Below are 21,391 nucleotides of genomic sequence, written 5' to 3'. Positions count from 1 at the left end.
TTCTTCAAACGGGGTAAACAGGTCAGTCAGCCTGCAGCATCGCTTCCAGCTGTTCCTGCGCGTCGAGCCACGCCATCTCGCACTCTTCGAGACTGGATTTGGTCTTCGCCTGGGTTTGCAGGCAGTCGGTCAGCTCAGCCTTGCGGCTCTGGTCATACAGGCCGCTATCGCCGAGCTTCTCTTCAACGATAGCCAGCGTGGCGTTGAGTTTTTCCATCTCTTTTTCGAGACGGGTAATCTCTTTACGCAGCGGCTGCGTCTGGGTGCGAAGCTCCGCTTCACGACGCTTCTGGTCTTTACGCGCCTGCGCGCTGTTGGCGTTGTCTTTCGCTGACTCTTCCGGCTGGTTTTCCTGCTTCTGCACGTCCGTCAGCCACTGCTGGTAGTCTTCCAGATCGCCGTCGAACGGTTCAACTTTGCCGCCGTGCACTAAATACAGATCGTCCGTGGTGGAGCGGATCAGGTGACGGTCGTGCGAAACCACCACCAGCGCGCCTTCGAACTCAATCAGCGCTTCGGTCAGCGCCTGGCGCATGTCGAGATCCAGGTGGTTGGTCGGTTCATCGAGCAGCAGCAGGTTCGGGCGCTGCCAGACGATCAGCGCCAGCACCAGGCGGGCCTTTTCGCCGCCGGAGAAGCGCTCGGTGTTTTCAGTCACCTTATCGCCCTGGAAGCCAAAGCCGCCGAGATAGTCGCGCAGCTTCTGCTCCATCTCCTGCGGCGCCAGACGCGCGAGGTGCTGAATCGGTGATTCATCCGCGCGTAAAAATTCCAGCTGATGCTGGGCGAAGTAACCCAGCTTGATGCCCTTCGCGAGGCCGATTTCGCCGCTGACCGGGTTAAGCTCGCCCGCCAGCAGTTTGATCAGCGTCGATTTACCGGCGCCGTTACGCCCCAGCAGGCCAATGCGTGAACCCGGCACCAGGTTGAGCTTGATGGAATCGAGAATAATGCGGTCGGCATAGCCCGCGCTGACTTTCTCCATCTTCAGCAGCGGGTTAGGCAGGCTTTCCGGCTCGCGGAAGCTGAAGTGGAACGGGTTATCCACGTGCGCCGGGGCAATCATCTCCATGCGTTCCAGCATCTTGATGCGGCTCTGGGCCTGCTTGGCTTTTGAGGCTTTGGCCTTAAAGCGATCCACAAAGCTCTGCAGGTGCGCCACGCGCTGCTGCTGGCTTTCGTACATGGACTGCTGCTGGGCGAGACGCGTCGCGCGCTGGCGCTCGAAGGAGCTGTAGTTGCCGGTGTACTCGAACATCGTTTGCTGTTCGATATGAATGATTTTATCCACTACCGGGTCAAGGAAGTCGCGGTCGTGGGAGATCAGAATCAGAGTGCCCTGATAGCTCTTGAGCCACTTCTCCAGCCAAATAACCGCATCGAGATCGAGGTGGTTGGTCGGTTCGTCAAGCAACAGCAGGTCAGAGCGGCAGATCAGCGCCTGCGCCAGGTTAAGACGCATACGCCAGCCGCCGGAGAAGTCGCTGACCGGGCGTTCCAGCTGTTCGTTGCTGAAGCCCAGGCCGTGCAGCAGGCTGGAGGCGCGGGAGCGAATGGTCCACGCGTCGATGGCGTCCAGCTTGCCGTGAACGGTGGCGATGGCGTGGCCGTCGTTGCGCTCGTTAGCAGCATGAAGTTCCGCTTCGAGCTTGCGGTATTCACGGTCGCCGTCGATAACATAGTCGAGTGCCGGTTCGCTCAGCGCCGGCGTCTCCTGGTTTACCCAGGCGAGCTGCCAGTTTCCCGGGAAGGTGAAGTTACCGCCATCCGCGCTAATCTCGTTTTTCAGCAGCGCCAGCAGGGTGGATTTACCGCAGCCGTTTTTACCGACCAGACCCACTTTTTGGCCCGGGTTGATGGTAGCAGTGGCGTTATCCAGCAGGACGCGCACGCCGCGACGAATTTGTAACGAGGAGAAAACAATCATAGAAGCGCCGTATGTTCCGACTATGTTAATTTGTCATTATGATAATGTAAGGTGTGGGCCATTTTCCGCACCGGGCCGCCATGGTAGCCCAAAACAGCGACGATACACAAAAACAGAAACAAGACCGGGAGGGGAATGATGTCTCAGACAGCAAAAGTGCTGCTGCTGTATGCCCATCCGGAATCTCAGGACTCGGTGGCAAACCGGGTGCTGCTTAAGCCGGCCACACAGCTTAGTAACGTAACGGTGCACGATCTCTACGCGCACTATCCTGATTTCTTTATTGATATCCCTTACGAGCAGGAACTGCTGCGTCAGCATGACGTGATTGTGTTCCAGCATCCGCTTTATACCTATAGCTGTCCGGCGCTGCTGAAAGAGTGGCTGGACCGCGTGCTGAGCCGGGGCTTCTCCAGCGGGGTGGGGGGCAACCAGCTGGCGGGAAAGTACTGGCGTAGTGTGATTACGACCGGTGAACCCGAAAGCGCTTACCGTCACGACGGGCTGAACCGTTATCCGATGAGCGACATCCTGCGGCCATTCGAGCTGACGGCGGCCATGTGCCGTATGCACTGGATGAGCCCGATTATTGTCTACTGGGCGCGGCGTCAGGATCCGAAAGAGCTGGCAAGCCACGCCAGAGCCTATGGTGAATGGCTGGCGTCACCCATTCCGGCAGGAGGTCGTTAATGGAAGGATCGAATTTACTCCTCGCCGGGGTGCTGTTTTTATTTGCGGCCGTCGTTGCGGTGCCGCTTGCAGCCCGTATTGGTATCGGCGCGGTGCTGGGGTATCTGCTGGCGGGGATCGCGATTGGCCCCTGGGGGCTGGGATTCATCAGCGATGTCGATGAGATTCTCCATTTCTCCGAGCTGGGCGTGGTGTTCCTGATGTTCATCATCGGCCTGGAGCTGAATCCTTCGAAATTGTGGCAGCTTAGACGCTCTATCTTTGGCGTGGGCGCCGCGCAGGTGTTGTTCAGCGCCGCGATCCTGGGTGGCCTGTTAATGCTGACCAACTTTTCATGGCAGGCGGCGGTGATTGGCGGGATAGGCCTTGCGATGTCGTCGACGGCGATGGCGCTGCAGCTGATGCGCGATAAGGGGATGAATCGCAACGAAGCCGGTCAGCTGGGCTTTTCGGTGCTGCTGTTCCAGGATTTGGCGGTCATCCCGGCGCTGGCGCTGGTGCCGCTGCTGGCGGGGTCCGGGGACGATCACTTCGACTGGGCTAAAATCGCCATGAAGGTGCTGGCCTTCGCGGGCATGCTGATTGGCGGTCGTTTCCTGTTACGTCCCGTGTTCCGCTTTATTGCCGCGTCGGGCGTTCGCGAGGTGTTTACCGCCGCGACGCTGCTGCTGGTGCTGGGATCGGCGTTGTTTATGGACGCGCTGGGGCTGTCGATGGCGCTCGGGACCTTTATCGCCGGGGTGCTGCTGGCGGAGAGCGAGTATCGTCACGAGCTGGAAATTGCCATCGATCCCTTCAAAGGGCTGCTATTAGGCCTGTTCTTTATTTCGGTGGGGATGGCGCTTAACCTCGGTGTGCTCTATACCCATCTGCTGTGGGTGGTCGTGAGCGTCGCCATCCTGGTGGCGGTGAAGATGCTGGTGCTGTACGTGATGTCACGTATCTACGGGCTGCGCAGTTCGGAACGCATGCAGTTTGCCAGCGTGTTGAGCCAGGGAGGCGAGTTCGCGTTTGTGCTGTTCTCCACCGCATCCTCCCAGAAGCTGTTTAAAGACGATCAGATGGCGCTTTTGCTGGTGACGGTCACGCTGTCTATGATGACCACGCCGCTGCTGATGAAGCTGGTGGATAAACTGCTGTCGCGTCGCCTGAACCCGGCAGACGATGAAGACGAAGCGCCGTGGGTGGAAGACGACAAGCCGCAGGTGATTGTGGTGGGCTTTGGCCGTTTCGGACAGGTTATCGGGCGTTTGCTGATGGCGAACAAAATGCGCATTACGGTACTGGAGCGGGATATCAGCGCGGTCAACCTGATGCGCAAATATGGCTATAAGGTTTACTACGGCGATGCGACCCAGCTCGAGCTGCTGCGCTCGGCGGGGGCCGAAGCGGCAGAGTCCATCGTGATTACCTGTAACGATCCGGAAGACACGATGAAGCTGGTGGATCTGTGCCAGCAGCATTTCCCGCATCTGCATATTCTGGCGCGTGCGCGGGGACGTGTTGAAGCTCACGAATTGTTGCAGGCGGGTGTGAAACACTTCTCCCGTGAGACGTTCTCCAGTGCGCTGGAGCTGGGCCGTAAGGCGCTGATCTCGCTCGGCATGCATCCGCATCAGGCGCAGCGCGCCCAGATGCACTTCCGCCGGCTGGATATGCGGATGTTGCGCGAGCTGATGCCTGTACATACCGATACGGCGCAGATCTCCCGCGTGCGGGAAGCGCGTCGCGAGCTGGAGGAGATCTTCCAGCGAGAGATGCAACAGGAACGGCGCCAGCTTGATGGCTGGGATGAATTTGAATAAAGGGTAAAGAAAGATGGCTGTACGTAAACGCTTTATCGCGGGTGCAAAATGCCCGACCTGCCAGGCGCAAGATACCCTGGCGATGTGGCGGGAAAATAATGTTGATGTTGTTGAGTGTGTTAAGTGCGGTCACCAGATGCGTGAGGCCGATAAAGAGGCCCGCGATCACGTTCGCAAAGAAGAGCAAGTTATCGGGATTTTTCATCCGGACTAGCGATATGCCCTGAGTTTTTTTAAGCTAAAGGGTACACGGGTGCAGATTTCCGCTACAATCTGCGCCAGCAATTTTCCCACGCTCAGGAGATATCATGAAAGTAGCAAAAGACCTGGTGGTCAGCCTGGCCTATCAGGTACGTACAGAAGACGGTGTGTTGGTTGATGAGTCTCCGGTGAGTGCGCCGCTTGACTACCTGCATGGTCACGGTTCCCTGATTTCTGGCCTGGAAAACGCGCTGGAAGGTCATGAAGTTGGCGACAAATTTGACGTTGCTGTAGGCGCGAACGACGCTTACGGTCAGTATGACGACAATCTGGTTCAGCGCGTTCCTAAAGACGTGTTCATGGGCGTTGACGAACTGCAGGTTGGCATGCGCTTCCTGGCTGAAACTGACCAGGGTCCGGTTCCTGTTGAAATCACCGAAGTGGAAGATGACCACGTCGTGGTTGACGGTAACCACATGCTGGCTGGCCAGAACCTGAAGTTCAACGTAGAAGTTGTTGCGATCCGTGAAGCGACCGAAGAAGAGCTGGCTCATGGCCACGTTCACGGTGCACACGGTCACGACCATGACCACGATCACGGCCACGACGGCTGCTGCGGTGGTCACGGCCACGATCACGACCATGGTCACGACCACGGTAAAGGTGGTTGCGGTAACGGCGGCTGCGGCTGCCACTAATACCCGTCGTCTTTCAAGCCGCAGGTGCGTTGGCTGCGCTTTCAAACCCCTGTCACATAGTTATCTATGCTCCCGGGGATTTTCAAGCTTGCCGCCTTCCTGCGACTCGAAATCCATAGGGTATTTGGTATGTAGGCCCGGTAAGCTTCGCGCCACCGGGCACAAAAAAAGCGGGATTATCCCGCTTTTTTTACGCCTCAATAATGAGGAGGTGGCGTCTCTTCTGACTGAGAGGCAATGTTTGACGGCTGTGTAGCCTTCAGCTTTTCCGTCAGCAGGCGCATATGATCCCGCAGTTTTGCCATTTCGAGCTCATGTGCGGTCACGGTCTGGTTTAGCTCTTCGATGGTGATGTCCTGAAAAGCCAGGCGGCTTTCCAGCTCAGCCATTCTCGCTTCTATTGCTGTATCCTTCATCATTCACCTCGTTTGTTTCAGATTCGCCATAATGGCCCTGCGGCGGCGCAGTTTAACTGAGTTTATCCTTAAGTACAGTCTGCATCCCTTTGGCAGGAAACTTATTTAAACAAAAATAGTCTGAAAAGTGGCGAGAATTGGAAGTGTCTGTCTGTAGATTTCTTCCGCAACGTTTTATAGTACGTAACTCATTTACGTTTAACGCTGGGGTGAGAGTCCCCAGGCCCTGGAGATATGGATGAAATCACTGTTTAAAGTAACGCTGCTGGCGACGACGATGGCTGTTGCGCTGAACGCGCCGCTGTCATTCGCTGCTGATACTGCTGCGAAGCCTGCTGCCACTGCAGACAGCAAAGCGGCGTTCAAAAATGACGACCAGAAATCCGCCTATGCACTGGGCGCATCTCTGGGTCGCTACATGGAAAACTCTCTGAAAGAACAAGAGAAACTGGGCATCAAACTGGATAAAGCTCAGCTGATCGCGGGCGTTCAGGACGCATTTGCAGATAAGAGCAAGCTGTCTGACCAGGAAATTGAACAGACTCTGCAGGCGTTCGAAGCGCGCGTGAAGGGTGCCGCGCAGACCAAGATGGACGCGGACGCTAAAGACAACGAAGCGAAAGGCAAAGCCTACCGCGATACTTTTGCCAAAGAGAAGGGTGTGAAAACCTCTTCTACTGGCCTGGTGTACAAAGTTGAGAAAGAAGGCACCGGCGATGCGCCTAAAGACAGCGACACCGTTGTTGTGAACTACAAAGGTACGCTGATCGACGGTAAAGAGTTCGATAACTCTTACACCCGCGGTGAGCCGCTCTCCTTCCGTCTGGATGGTGTGATCCCGGGCTGGACTGAAGGCCTGAAAAACATCAAGAAAGGCGGCAAGATCAAGTTGGTTATCCCACCGGATCTGGCCTATGGCAAAACCGGCGTTCCGGGTATCCCTGCTAATTCTACGCTGGTCTTTGACGTAGAGCTGCTGGATATCAAACCGGCACCGAAAGCGGATGCGAAAGCAGACGCACCGGCTGACGATAAAGCAGCTGCTGCTAAGAAGTAATGTTGAAAAAAACCGCCGCCTTTCAGGCGGCGGTTTTTTTATTGTGGGGCAGATATAATTAACACTGGAAAGCGCTACGCACGCTGTATTAATTTAGTTGTCCGTGTAGATAATGAGCCTGCCCTGAAAACCTAACGACAGGCTCCTGAAAAGGAGTGTTTTTTTCATGTCCAGGTCGCTTTTAACCAACGAAACCAGTGAACTTGATTTGCTGGATCAACGTCCTTTCGATCAGACCGACTTCGATATTCTGAAATCCTACGAAGCGGTAGTGGACGGGTTAGCGATGCTCATTGGCTCCCACTGCGAAATCGTATTGCACTCCCTGCAAGATCTGAAGTGTTCCGCCATCCGCATTGCGAATGGTGAGCATACTGGCCGTAAAATTGGTTCGCCAATTACCGACCTTGCATTGCGTATGCTGCATGACATGACCGGCGCGGACAGCAGCGTCTCCAAATGCTATTTCACCCGCGCCAAAAGCGGCGTGCTGATGAAATCAGAAACCATCGCGATTCGAAACCGCGAGCATCGTGTTATTGGGCTGCTGTGCATCAACATGAACCTTGATGTGCCATTCTCGCAAATCATGAGCACCTTTATTCCACCAGAAACGCCGGATGTTGGCTCTTCTGTTAACTTTGCCTCCTCTGTTGAAGATCTGGTGACGCAGACGCTTGAGTTTACGATTGAAGAGGTGAATGCCGATCGCAACGTCTCGAACAACGCCAAGAATCGTCAGATCGTGCTCAATCTTTATGAAAAAGGGATTTTTGATATTAAAGACGCCATCAACCAGGTGGCCGATCGTCTGAACATCTCCAAGCACACGGTCTACCTCTACATTCGCCAGTTCAAAAGCGGCGATTTCCTGGGACAAGACAAGTAATGCGTTTTGCGTTAATGGTGACAGGCCCGGCGTACGGCACTCAGCAGGCCAGCAGCGCGCTGCAGTTTGCGCATGCGCTACTGGCGGCCGGACACGAGCTGGCGAGCGTCTTCTTCTATCGGGAAGGGGTGTATAACGCGAATCAGTTTACGTCACCGGCGAGCGACGAGTTCGATCTGGTGCGTTCCTGGCAGGCATTAAACGAAAAGCAGGGCGTAGAACTGCACATCTGCGTGGCGGCGGCACTGCGCCGCGGCGTGACCGATGCAACCGAAGCCGCGCGTCTTGGTTTATCGGGTTCTAACCTGCAGCCCGGCTTTTCGTTGAGTGGCCTGGGTGCACTGGCACAGGCGGCATTGACCTGCGACAGAGTGGTGCAATTCTGATGAAGCGTGTCGCGTTTGTTTTTGCCTCCGCACCGCACGGCAATGCGTCAGGCAGAGAAGGGCTGGATGCGCTGCTCGCGACCTCAGCATTGACCGAAGATATCGGTGTCTTCTTTTTGGGCGACGGCGTATTTCAGCTTCTGGCGGGGCAACAGCCTCAGGCCATTCTGGCGCGTGATTACATCGCAACGTTCAAAGTGTTACCGCTTTACGATATCGAAACCTTCTATGTCTGTGCCGACTCCCTGGCCGCGCGCGGTTTAAACGAGGCAACGCCTTTCGTGCTGGATGTGACAGTCATGTCTTCTGCTGCATTGCGCGAACACCTTTCCCACTACGACACCGTTCTGACTTTCTGAGGCTGACATGCTCCATACTCTGAGCCATTCACCGTGGCAATGTGATATCGACGCATTACTGAGTATGCTGCGCGAAGGTGATGATCTGCTGCTGATTCAGGATGGCGTGCTTGCCGCACTGGAAGGCAGTCGTTTCGTTGAAATTCTCACGAATGCCCCCATAACAGTCTCTGCGCTGAAGGACGATCTGGATGCGCGGGGTCTTTCTGGTCAAATTTCAACCAAAATTGACGTGGTTGGCTATACTGATTTCGTCAATCTTACTGTGACGCACGCCAGTCAAATGAACTGGTGATTTGAGATCGCTGTATATTTCTTGACACCTTTTCGACGTAGCCCTAAAATTTCGCGTCCTCATATTGTATGAGGTCGTTTTATTACGTGTTTACGAAGCAAAAGCTAAAACCAGGAGCTATTTAATGGCAACAGTTAACCAGCTGGTACGCAAACCACGCGCACGCAAAGTTGCAAAGAGCAACGTGCCTGCGCTGGAAGCCTGCCCGCAGAAACGTGGTGTATGTACTCGTGTATATACCACCACTCCTAAAAAACCAAACTCCGCACTGCGTAAAGTATGCCGTGTGCGTTTGACTAACGGTTTCGAAGTGACTTCCTACATCGGTGGTGAAGGTCACAACCTGCAGGAACACTCCGTGATCCTGATCCGTGGCGGTCGTGTTAAAGACCTTCCGGGTGTTCGTTACCACACCGTTCGTGGTGCGCTCGACTGCTCAGGTGTTAAAGACCGTAAGCAGGCTCGCTCCAAGTACGGCGTGAAGCGTCCTAAGGCTTAATGGTTCTCCGTTAAGTAAGGCCAAACTGATTTATCTTAATGTCAAACTAAACTCTTTGAGTTTTGGACAATCCTGAATTAACAACGGAGTATTCCCATGCCACGTCGTCGCGTCATTGGTCAGCGTAAAATTCTTCCAGATCCGAAATTCGGATCAGAACTGCTGGCAAAATTTGTAAATATCCTGATGGTAGATGGTAAAAAATCTACTGCAGAAGCAATCGTATACAGCGCGCTTGAGACCCTGGCTCAGCGTTCTGGTAAAAATGAACTGGAAGCTTTCGAAGTCGCTCTCGACAACGTTCGCCCAACCGTAGAAGTTAAGTCCCGCCGCGTTGGTGGTTCTACTTATCAGGTTCCAGTTGAAGTTCGTCCGGTTCGTCGTAATGCTCTGGCAATGCGTTGGATCGTTGAAGCTGCTCGTAAACGCGGTGATAAATCCATGGCTCTGCGTCTGGCGAACGAACTTTCTGATGCTGCAGACAACAAAGGTACTGCAGTTAAGAAACGTGAAGACGTTCACCGTATGGCAGAAGCCAACAAGGCGTTCGCACACTACCGTTGGTAATCCCTTCGGAGTATTAGTCACCAGGCGGGCGCTTCAGAGAAGCCGCCCGCTCTGGGTAACTTAACTGAACGCCTAAAGATATAAACGAGGAATCAAATGGCTCGTACAACACCCATCGCACGCTACCGTAACATCGGTATCAGTGCGCACATCGACGCCGGTAAAACCACTACTACCGAACGTATTCTGTTCTACACCGGTGTAAACCACAAAATCGGTGAAGTTCATGACGGCGCAGCCACCATGGACTGGATGGAACAGGAGCAGGAGCGTGGTATCACTATCACCTCCGCAGCGACTACTGCATTCTGGTCAGGTATGGCTAAGCAGTACGAACCGCATCGCGTAAACATCATCGACACCCCAGGGCACGTTGACTTCACCATCGAAGTAGAACGTTCCATGCGTGTTCTTGACGGCGCGGTAATGGTTTATTGCGCAGTTGGTGGTGTTCAGCCACAGTCTGAAACCGTATGGCGTCAGGCGAACAAATATAAAGTTCCACGCATCGCGTTCGTTAACAAAATGGACCGTATGGGTGCTAACTTCCTGAAAGTTGTTGGCCAGATCAAAACCCGTCTGGGCGCGAACCCTGTTCCGCTGCAGCTGGCAATTGGTGCTGAAGAAGGCTTCACCGGCGTTATCGACCTGGTGAAAATGAAAGCCATCAACTGGAACGATGCAGACCAGGGCGTTACCTTCGAATACGAAGATATCCCAGCTGCAATGCAGGACCTGGCTGACGAATGGCACCAGAACCTGATCGAATCCGCTGCTGAAGCTTCTGAAGAGCTGATGGAGAAATACCTGGGTGGTGAAGAACTGACTGAAGAAGAGATCAAAAAAGCTCTGCGTCAGCGCGTTCTGAACAACGAAATCATCCTGGTAACCTGTGGTTCTGCGTTCAAGAACAAAGGTGTTCAGGCGATGCTGGATGCGGTAGTTGACTACCTGCCATCCCCGGTTGACGTTCCTGCGATCAACGGTATCCTGGACGACGGTAAAGATACTCCGGCTGAGCGTCACGCAAGCGACGAAGAGCCATTCTCTGCACTGGCGTTCAAAATTGCTACCGACCCATTCGTGGGTAACCTGACCTTCTTCCGCGTTTACTCTGGTGTGGTTAACTCCGGTGACACCATCCTGAACTCCGTGAAAGCGGCGCGTGAACGTTTTGGCCGTATCGTACAGATGCACGCTAACAAACGTGAAGAGATCAAAGAAGTTCGTGCGGGCGACATCGCTGCAGCTATCGGTCTGAAAGACGTGACCACTGGTGACACCCTGTGTGACCCGGATCACCCGATCATTCTGGAGCGTATGGAATTCCCTGAGCCGGTAATCTCCATCGCAGTTGAACCAAAAACCAAAGCTGACCAGGAAAAAATGGGTCTGGCTCTGGGCCGTCTGGCGAAAGAAGACCCATCATTCCGCGTATGGACTGATGAAGAATCTAACCAGACCATCATCGCTGGTATGGGTGAACTGCACCTGGACATCATCGTTGACCGTATGAAGCGTGAATTCAACGTTGAAGCGAACGTGGGTAAACCTCAGGTTGCTTACCGCGAAGCGATTCGCGCGAAAGTTACCGACATTGAAGGTAAGCACGCTAAGCAGTCTGGTGGTCGCGGTCAGTACGGTCACGTTGTGATCGACATGTACCCACTGGAGCCGGGCTCTAACCCGAAAGGTTACGAGTTCATCAACGACATCAAAGGTGGTGTAATTCCTGGCGAATACATCCCAGCCGTTGATAAAGGCATCCAGGAACAGCTGAAAGCGGGCCCTCTGGCTGGCTATCCGGTTGTTGATATGGGTGTTCGTCTGCACTTCGGTTCTTACCACGACGTTGACTCCTCTGAACTGGCGTTTAAACTGGCTGCGTCTATTGCCTTTAAAGAAGGCTTTAAGAAAGCAAAACCAGTTCTGCTTGAGCCAATCATGAAGGTTGAAGTAGAAACTCCTGAAGAGAACACCGGTGACGTTATCGGTGACTTGAGCCGTCGTCGCGGTATGCTGCGTGGTCAGGAATCCGAAGTAACTGGCGTTAAGATCCACGCTGAAGTTCCGCTGTCTGAAATGTTCGGATATGCAACTCAGCTGCGTTCTCTGACCAAAGGTCGTGCATCATACACCATGGAATTCCTGAAGTATGATGATGCGCCTAACAACGTTGCTCAGGCCGTTATTGAAGCCCGTGGTAAGTAATCCACAGGATTAAAACCTAAGTCCCGTGCTCTCTCCACAGGGGAGAGCACTATAGTAAGGAATATAGCCGTGTCTAAAGAAAAATTTGAACGTACAAAACCGCACGTCAACGTTGGTACTATCGGCCACGTTGACCATGGTAAAACTACCCTGACTGCTGCAATCACTACCGTTCTGGCTAAAACCTACGGTGGTTCTGCTCGTGCATTCGACCAGATCGATAACGCACCAGAAGAAAAAGCGCGTGGTATCACCATCAACACTTCCCACGTTGAATATGACACCCCGACTCGCCACTACGCACACGTAGACTGCCCAGGCCACGCCGACTATGTTAAAAACATGATCACCGGTGCTGCGCAGATGGACGGCGCGATCCTGGTTGTTGCTGCGACTGACGGCCCAATGCCTCAGACTCGTGAGCACATCCTGCTGGGTCGTCAGGTAGGCGTTCCTTTCATCATCGTGTTCCTGAACAAATGCGACATGGTTGATGACGAAGAGCTGCTGGAACTGGTAGAGATGGAAGTTCGTGAACTGCTGTCTCAGTACGATTTCCCGGGCGACGATACTCCAATCGTTCGTGGTTCTGCTCTGAAAGCGCTGGAAGGCGACGCAGAGTGGGAAGCGAAAATCATCGAACTGGCTGGCTTCCTGGATTCTTACATCCCAGAACCAGAGCGTGCGATTGACAAGCCATTCCTGCTGCCAATCGAAGACGTATTCTCCATCTCCGGTCGTGGTACCGTTGTTACCGGTCGTGTAGAGCGCGGTATCATCAAAGTTGGTGAAGAAGTTGAAATCGTTGGTATCAAAGAGACTGCGAAGTCTACCTGTACTGGCGTTGAAATGTTCCGCAAACTGCTGGACGAAGGCCGTGCTGGTGAGAACGTTGGTGTTCTGCTGCGTGGTATCAAACGTGAAGAAATCGAACGTGGTCAGGTTCTGGCGAAGCCAGGCTCAATCAAGCCACACACCAAGTTCGAATCTGAAGTGTACATTCTGTCCAAAGACGAAGGCGGCCGTCATACTCCGTTCTTCAAAGGCTACCGTCCACAGTTCTACTTCCGTACTACTGACGTGACCGGTACCATCGAACTGCCAGAAGGCGTAGAGATGGTAATGCCAGGCGACAACATCAAGATGGTTGTGACTCTGATCCACCCAATCGCGATGGACGACGGTCTGCGTTTCGCAATCCGTGAAGGCGGCCGTACCGTTGGCGCGGGCGTTGTTGCTAAAGTTCTGGGCTAATTAATTATCCCTGAATAAAAAAAGGACGCTTCGGCGTCCTTTTTTGTTTTCTGCCGCCCAGGCACTGTCACAAAATTTCGCATTTTTTGCCTGCTCCCGCCCCGTATTGTGGCGTTTGTGCTATTGTAATCATAACCATTCTCACTTACACTTTGCGCATAATTTGAACGGGAGTCTCTATGTACGTTTGTTTATGTAATGGTGTAAGCGACAAGAAAATACGTCAGGCCGTTCGTCAGTTTCAGCCTCAGTCATTTCAGCAGCTACGCAAATTTGTTCCGGTGGGAAATCAATGCGGTAAATGTGTACGTGCTGCGCGAGAGATCATGCAGGACGAATTGATGCAGATCCCGGAATACAAAGAGATCGCGTAAGCGCCCATCTTTTTTTTGACATCCCTGTAGCCCGATCTACGCTTCAATGAGTGGAAGCGGAGGGACTATATAATGAAAGGTGATGTTAAAATCATAAGTTATCTCAATAAATTATTGGGAAATGAGCTTGTCGCAATTAACCAGTACTTTCTTCACGCGAGAATGTTCAAAAACTGGGGGCTTAAACGTCTGAACGACGTTGAGTACCATGAATCGATCGATGAAATGAAGCACGCTGATAAATATATCGAGCGTATTTTATTCCTTGAAGGTATTCCAAACCTGCAGGATCTCGGAAAGCTGGGCATCGGAGAAGATGTCGAAGAGATGCTGCGTTCCGACCTCAGGCTGGAGCTTGAAGGCGCCAAAGATCTCCGTGAAGCCATTGCCTATGCTGACAGCGTACATGACTACGTCAGTCGCGATATGATGATCCAGATCCTGGCCGATGAAGAAGGCCATATTGACTGGCTGGAAACGGAGCTGGATCTGATTGCTAAAATCGGTCTGCAGAACTACCTTCAGTCGCAGATTAAAGTGGAAGAGTAACCACCGTCTTCCAGCCTACGCATAAACCCGCTGCTGCCAGAAATGGCCCAAAAGGCAGTGGGTTTTTTAATGCTCCCTTATCGCCGGTGAGTAACGAAAACACAAGAATGCTAAGTAGAGCCATAAGCGCAGCGAGTAACGCCAGCGTAGGCAGTATGCACCAGCCATGCCACGCACCAAGCGCCGCCAGGTATTTTACATCGCCGTATCCCATCCCTTCACGCCGGCAGATAAACCGATATCCCCAGTAAATAACGGCAAAGCCGACATATCCAGCCATCGCACCCACCACTGCACTTGGCAGAAAATCAGGTTGGACACAGAGCTGGAAGAGCAGGCCCGCCCATAGCAGCGGGCAGAGAAATTTATCGGGAAGCAGTCCGTAGCGAATATCCGCATGTACAAGAAAGGCAGTCAGCGAAAAATAGATCAGCAAAAAGGGGAGGGTGGTTAACATGGTAAAGGCCTCAAAGGGGTTTGAGCGCATCCTCGCTATAATCGGCCTGGTCGGCAATCTATAAAAACGACACTTGCGTAGGGGCTCGAGACAAAGCCTTGAGAAGGGATACATTGCGTAAAAAGTTGCGCGCCCTTACGCATACTGCGCCTCTGGCGCTTAATTTCTAAACGGCACTTGCGTCTTGTCCAGATTTACGTATAATGCGCGGGCTTGTCGTAATTGACGGCGGGTTCAATCAGAACCAGAGTAGCTCATTTTGTTACTCAACAATGCTCCCAATTGGGGAGCTACGTAAGAACGGTTACACTCTCCCATCAATCGTAATGGGTTTGAGGAGTAATCATTTTCGTTTATAAAATAATTGGAGCTCTGGTCTCATGCAGAACCAAAGAATCCGTATCCGCCTTAAAGCGTTTGATCATCGTCTGATCGATCAATCAACCGCGGAAATCGTCGAGACTGCTAAGCGCACTGGTGCGCAAGTCCGTGGTCCGATCCCGCTGCCGACCCGCAAAGAGCGCTTCACCGTTCTGATCTCTCCGCACGTCAACAAAGACGCGCGCGATCAGTACGAAATCCGCACTCACAAGCGTCTGGTTGACATCGTTGAGCCAACTGAGAAAACCGTTGATGCTCTGATGCGTCTGGATCTGGCTGCCGGTGTAGACGTGCAGATCAGCCTGGGTTAATCAGGTCATCGAGCGATTGAGAGGTTGAAACAATGATTGGTTTAGTCGGTAAAAAAGTGGGTATGACCCGCATCTTCACTGAAGATGGCGTTTCTATCCCAGTAACCGTAATCGAAGTTGAAGCAAACCGCGTTACTCAGGTTAAAGATCTGGCTAACGATGGCTACCGCGCTATTCAGGTTACCACTGGTGCTAAAAAAGCTAACCGTGTAACCAAACCAGAAGCGGGTCACTTCGCTAAAGCTGGCGTAGAAGCTGGCCGTGGTCTGTGGGAATTCCGTCTTGCTGAAGGCGAAGAGTTCACCGTAGGTCAGGACATTAGCGTTGAGCTGTTTGCTGACGTTAAAAAAGTTGACGTAACCGGTACCTCTAAAGGTAAAGGTTTTGCTGGTACCGTTAAGCGCTGGAACTTCCGTACCCAGGACGCTACCCACGGTAACTCCTTGTCTCACCGCGTTCCGGGTTCTATCGGTCAGAACCAGACTCCGGGCAAAGTGTTCAAAGGCAAGAAAATGGCAGGTCAGCTGGGTAACGAACGTGTAACCGTTCAGAGCCTGGACGTAGTACGTGTTGACGCTGAGCGCAACCTGCTGCTGGTTAAAGGTGCGGTCCCGGGTGCAACCGGTAGCGACCTGATCGTTAAACCAGCTGTGAAGGCGTAAGGGGATAGCAATGGAATTAGTATTGAAAGACGCGCAGAGCGCGCTGACTGTTTCCGAAACTACCTTCGGTCGTGATTTCAACGAAGCGCTGGTTCACCAGGTTGTTGTTGCTTATGCAGCTGGTGCTCGTCAGGGTACTCGTGCTCAGAAGACTCGTGCTGAAGTAACTGGTTCTGGCAAAAAGCCATGGCGCCAGAAAGGTACCGGCCGTGCGCGTTCAGGTTCTATCAAGAGCCCGATCTGGCGTTCAGGTGGCGTGACCTTCGCTGCGCGTCCACAGGACCACAGTCAAAAAGTTAACAAAAAGATGTACCGCGGCGCGCTGAAAAGCATCCTGTCCGAACTGGTACGTCAGGATCGTCTGATCGTTGTCGAGAAGTTCTCTGTTGAAGCGCCTAAAACTAAGCTGCTGGCACAGAAACTGAAAGACATGGCTCTGGAAGATGTGCTGATCATCACCGGTGAGCTGGACGAGAACCTGTTCCTGGCCGCACGTAACCTGCACAAGGTTGACGTACGCGATGCGACTGGTATCGACCCGGTTAGCCTGATCGCCTTCGACAAAGTCGTAATGACTGCTGATGCTGTTAAGCAAGTTGAGGAGATGCTGGCATGATTCGTGAAGAACGTCTGCTGAAGGTGCTTCGCGCACCGCACGTTTCTGAAAAAGCGTCTACTGCGATGGAAAAAACAAACACCATCGTTCTCAAAGTTGCTAAAGACGCGACCAAAGCAGAGATCAAAGCTGCTGTGCAGAAACTGTTTGAAGTCGAAGTCGAAGTCGTTAACACCCTGGTAGTTAAAGGGAAAGTTAAACGTCACGGACAGCGTATCGGTCGTCGTAGCGACTGGAAAAAAGCTTACGTCACCCTGAAAGAAGGCCAGAATCTGGACTTCGTTGGCGGCGCTGAGTAAGTCGGAGGAGTAATACAATGGCAGTTGTTAAATGTAAACCGACATCTCCGGGTCGTCGCCACGTAGTTAAAGTGGTTAACCCTGAGCTGCACAAGGGCAAACCTTTTGCTCCGTTGCTGGAAAAAAACAGCAAATCCGGTGGTCGTAACAACAATGGCCGTATCACCACTCGTCACATCGGTGGTGGCCACAAGCAGGCTTATCGTATTGTTGACTTCAAACGCAACAAAGACGGTATCCCAGCAGTTGTTGAACGTCTTGAGTACGATCCGAACCGTTCCGCGAACATCGCGCTGGTTCTGTACAAAGACGGCGAACGCCGTTACATCCTGGCCCCTAAAGGCCTGAAAGCTGGCGACCAGATTCAGTCTGGCGTTGATGCTGCAATCAAAGCAGGCAACACCCTGCCGATGCGCAATATCCCGGTTGGTTCTACCGTTCATAACGTAGAAATGAAACCAGGTAAAGGCGGTCAGCTGGCACGTTCCGCTGGTACTTACGTTCAGATCGTTGCTCGTGATGGTGCTTATGTCACCCTGCGTCTGCGTTCTGGTGAAATGCGTAAAGTCGAAGCAGACTGCCGCGCTACTCTGGGCGAAGTTGGCAATGCTGAGCATATGCTGCGCGTTCTGGGTAAAGCAGGTGCTGCACGCTGGCGTGGTGTTCGTCCTACCGTTCGCGGTACTGCGATGAACCCAGTCGACCACCCACATGGTGGTGGTGAAGGTCGTAACTTTGGTAAGCACCCGGTAACTCCGTGGGGCGTTCAGACCAAAGGTAAGAAGACCCGCAGCAACAAGCGTACTGATAAATTTATCGTACGTCGCCGTAGCAAATAATTTTAGAGGATAAGCCATGCCACGTTCTCTCAAGAAAGGTCCTTTTATTGACCTGCACTTGCTGAAGAAGGTAGAGAAAGCGGTGGAAAGCGGAGACAAGAAGCCCCTGCGCACTTGGTCCCGTCGTTCAACGATCTTTCCTAACATGATCGGTTTGACCATCGCTGTCCATAATGGTCGTCAGCACGTTCCAGTCTTTGTTACCGACGAAATGGTTGGTCACAAACTGGGTGAATTCGCACCGACTCGTACTTATCGCGGCCACGCTGCTGATAAAAAAGCGAAGAAGAAATAAGGTAGGAGGAAGAGATGGAAACTTTAGCTCAACATCGCCATGCTCGTTCTTCTGCTCAGAAGGTTCGCCTTGTTGCTGACCTGATTCGCGGTAAGAAAGTGTCGCAGGCCCTGGACATCCTGACCTATACCAACAAGAAAGCTGCGGTATTGGTCAAGAAAGTACTGGAATCTGCCATTGCTAACGCTGAACACAACGATGGCGCTGACATCGACGATCTGAAAGTCGCGAAAATTTTCGTAGATGAAGGCCCAAGCATGAAGCGCATTATGCCGCGTGCGAAAGGTCGTGCAGATCGCATCCTGAAGCGCACCAGCCACATTACTGTGGTTGTGTCCGATCGCTGAGACTCTGGAGACTAGCAATGGGTCAGAAAGTACATCCTAATGGTATTCGCCTGGGTATTGTAAAACCATGGAACTCTACCTGGTTTGCGAACACCAAAGAATTCGCTGACAACCTGGACAGCGATTTTAAAGTACGTCAGTACCTGACTAAGGAACTGGCTAAAGCGTCTGTATCTCGTATCGTTATCGAGCGTCCAGCGAAGAGCATCCGTGTGACTATTCACACTGCTCGTCCTGGCATCGTTATCGGTAAGAAAGGCGAAGACGTAGAAAAACTGCGCAAGGTCGTAGCGGATATCGCTGGCGTTCCTGCACAGATCAATATCGCTGAAGTTCGTAAGCCTGAACTGGACGCTAAATTGGTTGCTGACAGCATCACTTCACAGCTGGAACGTCGTGTTATGTTCCGTCGTGCTATGAAGCGTGCTGTACAGAACGCAATGCGTCTGGGCGCTAAAGGTATCAAAGTTGAAGTTAGCGGCCGTCTGGGCGGCGCGGAAATCGCACGTACCGAATGGTACCGCGAAGGTCGCGTACCGCTGCACACTCTGCGTGCTGACATCGACTACAACACCTCTGAAGCGCACACCACTTACGGTGTAATCGGCGTTAAGGTATGGATCTTCAAAGGTGAGATCCTGGGTGGTATGGCTGCTGTTGAACAACCGGAAAAACCGGCTGCTCAACCTAAAAAGCAGCAGCGTAAAGGCCGTAAATAAGGAGCGTCGCTGATGTTACAACCAAAGCGTACAAAATTCCGTAAAGTGCACAAAGGCCGCAACCGTGGTCTGGCGCAGGGTACGGATGTTAGCTTCGGCACTTTCGGTCTGAAAGCTGTTGGCCGTGGTCGTCTGACTGCACGTCAGATCGAAGCAGCACGTCGTGCAATGACCCGTGCAGTTAAGCGTCAAGGTAAGATCTGGATCCGTGTATTCCCGGACAAACCGATCACCGAGAAGCCACTGGAAGTTCGTATGGGTAAAGGTAAAGGTAACGTGGAGTACTGGGTTGCCTTGATCCAACCGGGCAAAGTCCTTTATGAAATGGACGGTGTTCCGGAAGAGCTGGCCCGTGAAGCCTTCGGCCTGGCAGCAGCGAAACTGCCTATCAAAACCACCTTTGTAACTAAGACGGTGATGTAATGAAAGCAAAAGAGCTGCGTGAAAAAAGCGTTGAAGAGCTGAACGCTGAGCTGCTGAACCTGCTGCGTGAGCAGTTCAACCTGCGTATGCAGGCTGCAAGTGGCCAGCTGCAACAGACTCACCTGCTGAAGCAAGTGCGTCGCAATGTTGCACGCGTTAAGACTTTACTGACTCAGAAGGCGGGTGCGTAATGACCGATAAAATCCGTACTCTGCAAGGTCGTGTTGTTAGCGACAAAATGGAGAAATCCATTGTTGTAGCTATCGAACGTATTGTGAAACACCCGATCTACGGTAAATTCATCAAGCGTACGACCAAACTGCACGTACATGACGAGAACAACGAATGTGGTATCGGCGACAAGGTTGAAATCCGTGAATGCCGTCCACTGTCCAAGACTAAGTCCTGGACGCTGGTTCGCGTTGTAGAGAAAGCGGTTCTGTAATACAGTACGCCTTCTCAATACGAATAAACGGCTCAGCGATGAGCCGTTTATTTTTTCTACCCATATTGCAGAAGCGGTGTTATAATGCCGCGCCCTCGATATGGGGCTTTTTAACGGCTCTGATTTTAGAGTCTCAGGTAGTAGTTGACATTAGCGGAGCACTAAAATGATCCAAGAACAGACTATGCTGAACGTCGCCGACAACTCCGGTGCACGTCGCGTAATGTGTATCAAGGTTCTGGGTGGCTCGCACCGTCGCTACGCAGGCGTAGGCGACATCATCAAGATCACCATCAAGGAAGCAATTCCACGTGGTAAGGTCAAAAAAGGTGATGTGCTGAAGGCGGTAGTGGTGCGCACCAAGAAGGGTGTTCGTCGCCCTGACGGTTCTGTCATTCGCTTCGATGGTAATGCATGCGTTATTTTAAACAATAACAGCGAGCAGCCTATCGGCACGCGTATCTTTGGGCCGGTAACTCGTGAACTTCGTACTGAGAAGTTCATGAAAATTATCTCTCTGGCACCAGAAGTACTCTAAGGAGCGAATCATGGCAGCGAAAATCCGTCGTGATGACGAAGTTATCGTGTTAACCGGTAAAGATAAAGGTAAACGCGGTAAAGTAAAAAATGTTCTGTCTTCCGGCAAACTTGTCGTTGAAGGTATCAACCTGGTTAAGAAACATCAGAAGCCGGTTCCGGCCCTGAACCAACCAGGTGGCATCGTTGAAAAAGAAGCTGCTATTCAGGTTTCTAACGTTGCAATCTTCAATGCGGCTACCGGCAAGGCTGACCGTGTAGGCTTTAGATTCGAAGACGGCAAAAAAGTACGTTTCTTCAAGTCTAACAGCGAAACTATCAAGTAATTTGGAGTAGTACGATGGCGAAACTGCATGATTACTACAAAGACGAAGTAGTTAACAAACTCATGACTGAGTTTAACTACAATTCTGTCATGCAAGTCCCTCGGGTCGAGAAGATCACCCTGAACATGGGTGTTGGTGAAGCGATCGCTGACAAGAAACTGCTGGATAACGCAGCAGCTGACCTGACAGCAATCTCCGGTCAAAAACCGCTGATCACCAAAGCACGCAAATCTGTTGCAGGCTTCAAAATCCGTCAGGGCTATCCGATCGGCTGTAAAGTAACTCTGCGTGGCGAACGCATGTGGGAGTTCTTTGAGCGCCTGATCACTATTGCTGTTCCACGTATCCGTGACTTCCGTGGCTTGTCCGCTAAGTCTTTCGACGGTCGTGGTAACTACAGCATGGGTGTCCGTGAGCAGATCATCTTCCCAGAAATCGACTACGATAAAGTCGACCGCGTGCGTGGTTTGGATATTACCATTACCACTACTGCGAAATCTGACGAAGAAGGCCGTGCTCTGCTGGCTGCCTTTGACTTCCCGTTCCGCAAGTAAGGT

General features: G+C 52.5%; 32 protein-coding genes. 29 read left to right on the top strand and 3 right to left on the bottom strand.

Annotated features, from left to right (window positions below; all coding sequences use genetic code 11):
• Window positions 1–22 precede the first annotated feature (22 nt).
• The gene (locus WM95_RS23740) at window positions 23–1,927 is read right to left on the bottom strand and encodes an ABC transporter ATP-binding protein (protein WP_063409740.1); all 1,905 of its coding nucleotides are present in this window, start codon (window positions 1,925–1,927) and stop codon (window positions 23–25) included.
• Between the two features lie 138 nt (window positions 1,928–2,065).
• Between WM95_RS23740 and kefG the strand changes: the two genes are divergently transcribed.
• The 4 genes from kefG to slyD all read left to right on the top strand — a co-directional run bounded on the left by kefG (window position 2,066) and on the right by slyD (window position 5,321).
• Complete coding sequence (kefG, locus tag WM95_RS23730) at window positions 2,066–2,617, top strand: glutathione-regulated potassium-efflux system ancillary protein KefG (protein WP_014885493.1); 552 nt, start codon at window positions 2,066–2,068, stop codon at window positions 2,615–2,617.
• Window positions 2,617–4,422 carry a glutathione-regulated potassium-efflux system protein KefB gene (gene kefB / locus WM95_RS23725; protein WP_047646847.1) on the top strand — a complete coding sequence of 602 codons (1,806 nt, stop codon included), beginning with the start codon at window positions 2,617–2,619 and terminating at the stop codon, window positions 4,420–4,422. The genes kefG and kefB overlap by 1 nt, the downstream gene beginning before the upstream one ends.
• Window positions 4,423–4,435: 13 nt before the next feature.
• Window positions 4,436–4,636: a YheV family putative zinc ribbon protein gene (locus tag WM95_RS23720; RefSeq protein ID WP_033146793.1), complete on the top strand. Its 201-nt coding sequence runs from the start codon at window positions 4,436–4,438 to the stop codon at window positions 4,634–4,636.
• A 94-nt stretch (window positions 4,637–4,730) separates the two neighbouring features.
• Window positions 4,731–5,321 (top strand): peptidylprolyl isomerase, encoded by a 591-nt coding sequence (gene slyD / locus WM95_RS23715; RefSeq protein ID WP_014833521.1) that lies wholly within the window; start codon window positions 4,731–4,733, stop codon window positions 5,319–5,321.
• 197 nt (window positions 5,322–5,518) lie between these two features.
• On the opposite strand, the gene WM95_RS23710 is transcribed toward slyD, so the two are convergent.
• Complete coding sequence (locus WM95_RS23710) at window positions 5,519–5,737, bottom strand: protein SlyX (protein WP_023309461.1); 219 nt, start codon at window positions 5,735–5,737, stop codon at window positions 5,519–5,521.
• 238 nt (window positions 5,738–5,975) lie between these two features.
• On the opposite strand from WM95_RS23710, the gene fkpA reads away from it, so the two are divergent.
• From fkpA to bfr, 11 genes are all read left to right on the top strand, one after another.
• A complete protein-coding gene (gene fkpA / locus WM95_RS23705; protein WP_063408130.1) occupies window positions 5,976–6,794 on the top strand; it encodes an FKBP-type peptidyl-prolyl cis-trans isomerase in 819 nt (272 codons plus the stop codon).
• Window positions 6,795–6,960: 166 nt separating this feature from the next.
• Window positions 6,961–7,683, top strand: a complete 723-nt coding sequence (locus WM95_RS23700; RefSeq protein ID WP_003861697.1) for a helix-turn-helix transcriptional regulator — start codon at window positions 6,961–6,963, stop codon at window positions 7,681–7,683.
• The gene (gene tusD, locus WM95_RS23695; RefSeq protein ID WP_023309459.1) at window positions 7,683–8,069 is read left to right on the top strand and encodes a sulfurtransferase complex subunit TusD; all 387 of its coding nucleotides are present in this window, start codon (window positions 7,683–7,685) and stop codon (window positions 8,067–8,069) included. The genes WM95_RS23700 and tusD overlap by 1 nt, the downstream gene beginning before the upstream one ends.
• Window positions 8,069–8,428: a sulfurtransferase complex subunit TusC gene (tusC, locus tag WM95_RS23690; RefSeq protein ID WP_063408131.1), complete on the top strand. Its 360-nt coding sequence runs from the start codon at window positions 8,069–8,071 to the stop codon at window positions 8,426–8,428. Before tusD ends, tusC begins: the two co-directional genes overlap by 1 nt.
• A 7-nt stretch (window positions 8,429–8,435) precedes the next feature.
• Window positions 8,436–8,723 carry a sulfurtransferase complex subunit TusB gene (tusB, locus tag WM95_RS23685; protein ID WP_023309457.1) on the top strand — a complete coding sequence of 96 codons (288 nt, stop codon included), beginning with the start codon at window positions 8,436–8,438 and terminating at the stop codon, window positions 8,721–8,723.
• 124 nt (window positions 8,724–8,847) lie between these two features.
• Complete coding sequence (rpsL, locus tag WM95_RS23680; protein ID WP_000246815.1) at window positions 8,848–9,222, top strand: 30S ribosomal protein S12; 375 nt, start codon at window positions 8,848–8,850, stop codon at window positions 9,220–9,222.
• Between the two features lie 96 nt (window positions 9,223–9,318).
• Window positions 9,319–9,789, top strand: a complete 471-nt coding sequence (gene rpsG, locus WM95_RS23675; protein WP_004106370.1) for a 30S ribosomal protein S7 — start codon at window positions 9,319–9,321, stop codon at window positions 9,787–9,789.
• Window positions 9,790–9,885: 96 nt separating this feature from the next.
• Window positions 9,886–12,000 (top strand): elongation factor G, encoded by a 2,115-nt coding sequence (gene fusA, locus WM95_RS23670; RefSeq protein ID WP_008503004.1) that lies wholly within the window; start codon window positions 9,886–9,888, stop codon window positions 11,998–12,000.
• A gap of 69 nt (window positions 12,001–12,069) precedes the next feature.
• On the top strand, window positions 12,070–13,254 hold the full coding sequence (gene tuf, locus WM95_RS23665; protein ID WP_023309456.1) for an elongation factor Tu: 1,185 nt from the start codon (window positions 12,070–12,072) through the stop codon (window positions 13,252–13,254).
• Between the two features lie 179 nt (window positions 13,255–13,433).
• Window positions 13,434–13,628 carry a bacterioferritin-associated ferredoxin gene (gene bfd, locus WM95_RS23660; protein ID WP_008503493.1) on the top strand — a complete coding sequence of 65 codons (195 nt, stop codon included), beginning with the start codon at window positions 13,434–13,436 and terminating at the stop codon, window positions 13,626–13,628.
• A 72-nt stretch (window positions 13,629–13,700) separates the two neighbouring features.
• Entirely contained in the window at window positions 13,701–14,177 is a 477-nt protein-coding gene (bfr, locus tag WM95_RS23655; protein ID WP_008503492.1) for a bacterioferritin, read from the top strand.
• On the opposite strand, the gene WM95_RS23650 is transcribed toward bfr, so the two are convergent.
• A complete protein-coding gene (locus tag WM95_RS23650) occupies window positions 14,161–14,634 on the bottom strand; it encodes a prepilin peptidase (protein ID WP_045357920.1) in 474 nt (157 codons plus the stop codon). The two genes, bfr and WM95_RS23650, sit on opposite strands and share 17 nt — an antisense overlap.
• Window positions 14,635–15,014: 380 nt before the next feature.
• Between WM95_RS23650 and rpsJ the strand changes: the two genes are divergently transcribed.
• From rpsJ to rplE, 14 genes are all read left to right on the top strand, one after another.
• Window positions 15,015–15,326 (top strand): 30S ribosomal protein S10, encoded by a 312-nt coding sequence (rpsJ, locus tag WM95_RS23645; protein ID WP_001181005.1) that lies wholly within the window; start codon window positions 15,015–15,017, stop codon window positions 15,324–15,326.
• 32 nt (window positions 15,327–15,358) lie between these two features.
• Window positions 15,359–15,988 carry a 50S ribosomal protein L3 gene (gene rplC, locus WM95_RS23640; protein WP_003863274.1) on the top strand — a complete coding sequence of 210 codons (630 nt, stop codon included), beginning with the start codon at window positions 15,359–15,361 and terminating at the stop codon, window positions 15,986–15,988.
• 10 nt (window positions 15,989–15,998) lie between these two features.
• A complete protein-coding gene (rplD, locus tag WM95_RS23635) occupies window positions 15,999–16,604 on the top strand; it encodes a 50S ribosomal protein L4 (protein ID WP_000424395.1) in 606 nt (201 codons plus the stop codon).
• Window positions 16,601–16,903 (top strand): 50S ribosomal protein L23, encoded by a 303-nt coding sequence (gene rplW, locus WM95_RS23630; RefSeq protein ID WP_000617546.1) that lies wholly within the window; start codon window positions 16,601–16,603, stop codon window positions 16,901–16,903. The genes rplD and rplW overlap by 4 nt, the downstream gene beginning before the upstream one ends.
• Window positions 16,904–16,920: 17 nt before the next feature.
• Complete coding sequence (gene rplB / locus WM95_RS23625; RefSeq protein ID WP_000301859.1) at window positions 16,921–17,742, top strand: 50S ribosomal protein L2; 822 nt, start codon at window positions 16,921–16,923, stop codon at window positions 17,740–17,742.
• A gap of 16 nt (window positions 17,743–17,758) precedes the next feature.
• Window positions 17,759–18,037, top strand: coding sequence for a 30S ribosomal protein S19 (gene rpsS, locus WM95_RS23620; protein WP_001138117.1), 279 nt, complete (start codon window positions 17,759–17,761; stop codon window positions 18,035–18,037).
• Between the two features lie 14 nt (window positions 18,038–18,051).
• Complete coding sequence (gene rplV / locus WM95_RS23615; protein WP_002919773.1) at window positions 18,052–18,384, top strand: 50S ribosomal protein L22; 333 nt, start codon at window positions 18,052–18,054, stop codon at window positions 18,382–18,384.
• A 17-nt stretch (window positions 18,385–18,401) separates the two neighbouring features.
• The gene (rpsC, locus tag WM95_RS23610; protein WP_000529945.1) at window positions 18,402–19,103 is read left to right on the top strand and encodes a 30S ribosomal protein S3; all 702 of its coding nucleotides are present in this window, start codon (window positions 18,402–18,404) and stop codon (window positions 19,101–19,103) included.
• A gap of 12 nt (window positions 19,104–19,115) precedes the next feature.
• Complete coding sequence (gene rplP / locus WM95_RS23605) at window positions 19,116–19,526, top strand: 50S ribosomal protein L16 (protein ID WP_002919759.1); 411 nt, start codon at window positions 19,116–19,118, stop codon at window positions 19,524–19,526.
• Window positions 19,526–19,717: a 50S ribosomal protein L29 gene (rpmC, locus tag WM95_RS23600; RefSeq protein ID WP_003863282.1), complete on the top strand. Its 192-nt coding sequence runs from the start codon at window positions 19,526–19,528 to the stop codon at window positions 19,715–19,717. The genes rplP and rpmC overlap by 1 nt, the downstream gene beginning before the upstream one ends.
• Window positions 19,717–19,971, top strand: a complete 255-nt coding sequence (gene rpsQ / locus WM95_RS23595; protein ID WP_008503489.1) for a 30S ribosomal protein S17 — start codon at window positions 19,717–19,719, stop codon at window positions 19,969–19,971. Before rpmC ends, rpsQ begins: the two co-directional genes overlap by 1 nt.
• Before the next feature lie 166 nt (window positions 19,972–20,137).
• Window positions 20,138–20,509, top strand: a complete 372-nt coding sequence (rplN, locus tag WM95_RS23590) for a 50S ribosomal protein L14 (RefSeq protein ID WP_002919748.1) — start codon at window positions 20,138–20,140, stop codon at window positions 20,507–20,509.
• A gap of 10 nt (window positions 20,510–20,519) precedes the next feature.
• A complete protein-coding gene (gene rplX, locus WM95_RS23585) occupies window positions 20,520–20,834 on the top strand; it encodes a 50S ribosomal protein L24 (protein WP_003863287.1) in 315 nt (104 codons plus the stop codon).
• Between the two features lie 14 nt (window positions 20,835–20,848).
• Window positions 20,849–21,388, top strand: coding sequence for a 50S ribosomal protein L5 (gene rplE, locus WM95_RS23580; RefSeq protein WP_001096206.1), 540 nt, complete (start codon window positions 20,849–20,851; stop codon window positions 21,386–21,388).
• Window positions 21,389–21,391: the final 3 nt, after the last annotated feature.

Source organism: Enterobacter cloacae complex sp. ECNIH7, from assembly GCF_002208095.1.
Taxonomy (GTDB): domain Bacteria; phylum Pseudomonadota; class Gammaproteobacteria; order Enterobacterales; family Enterobacteriaceae; genus Enterobacter; species Enterobacter cloacae_M.
This window is presented reverse-complemented; position numbering and strand designations above follow the sequence as displayed.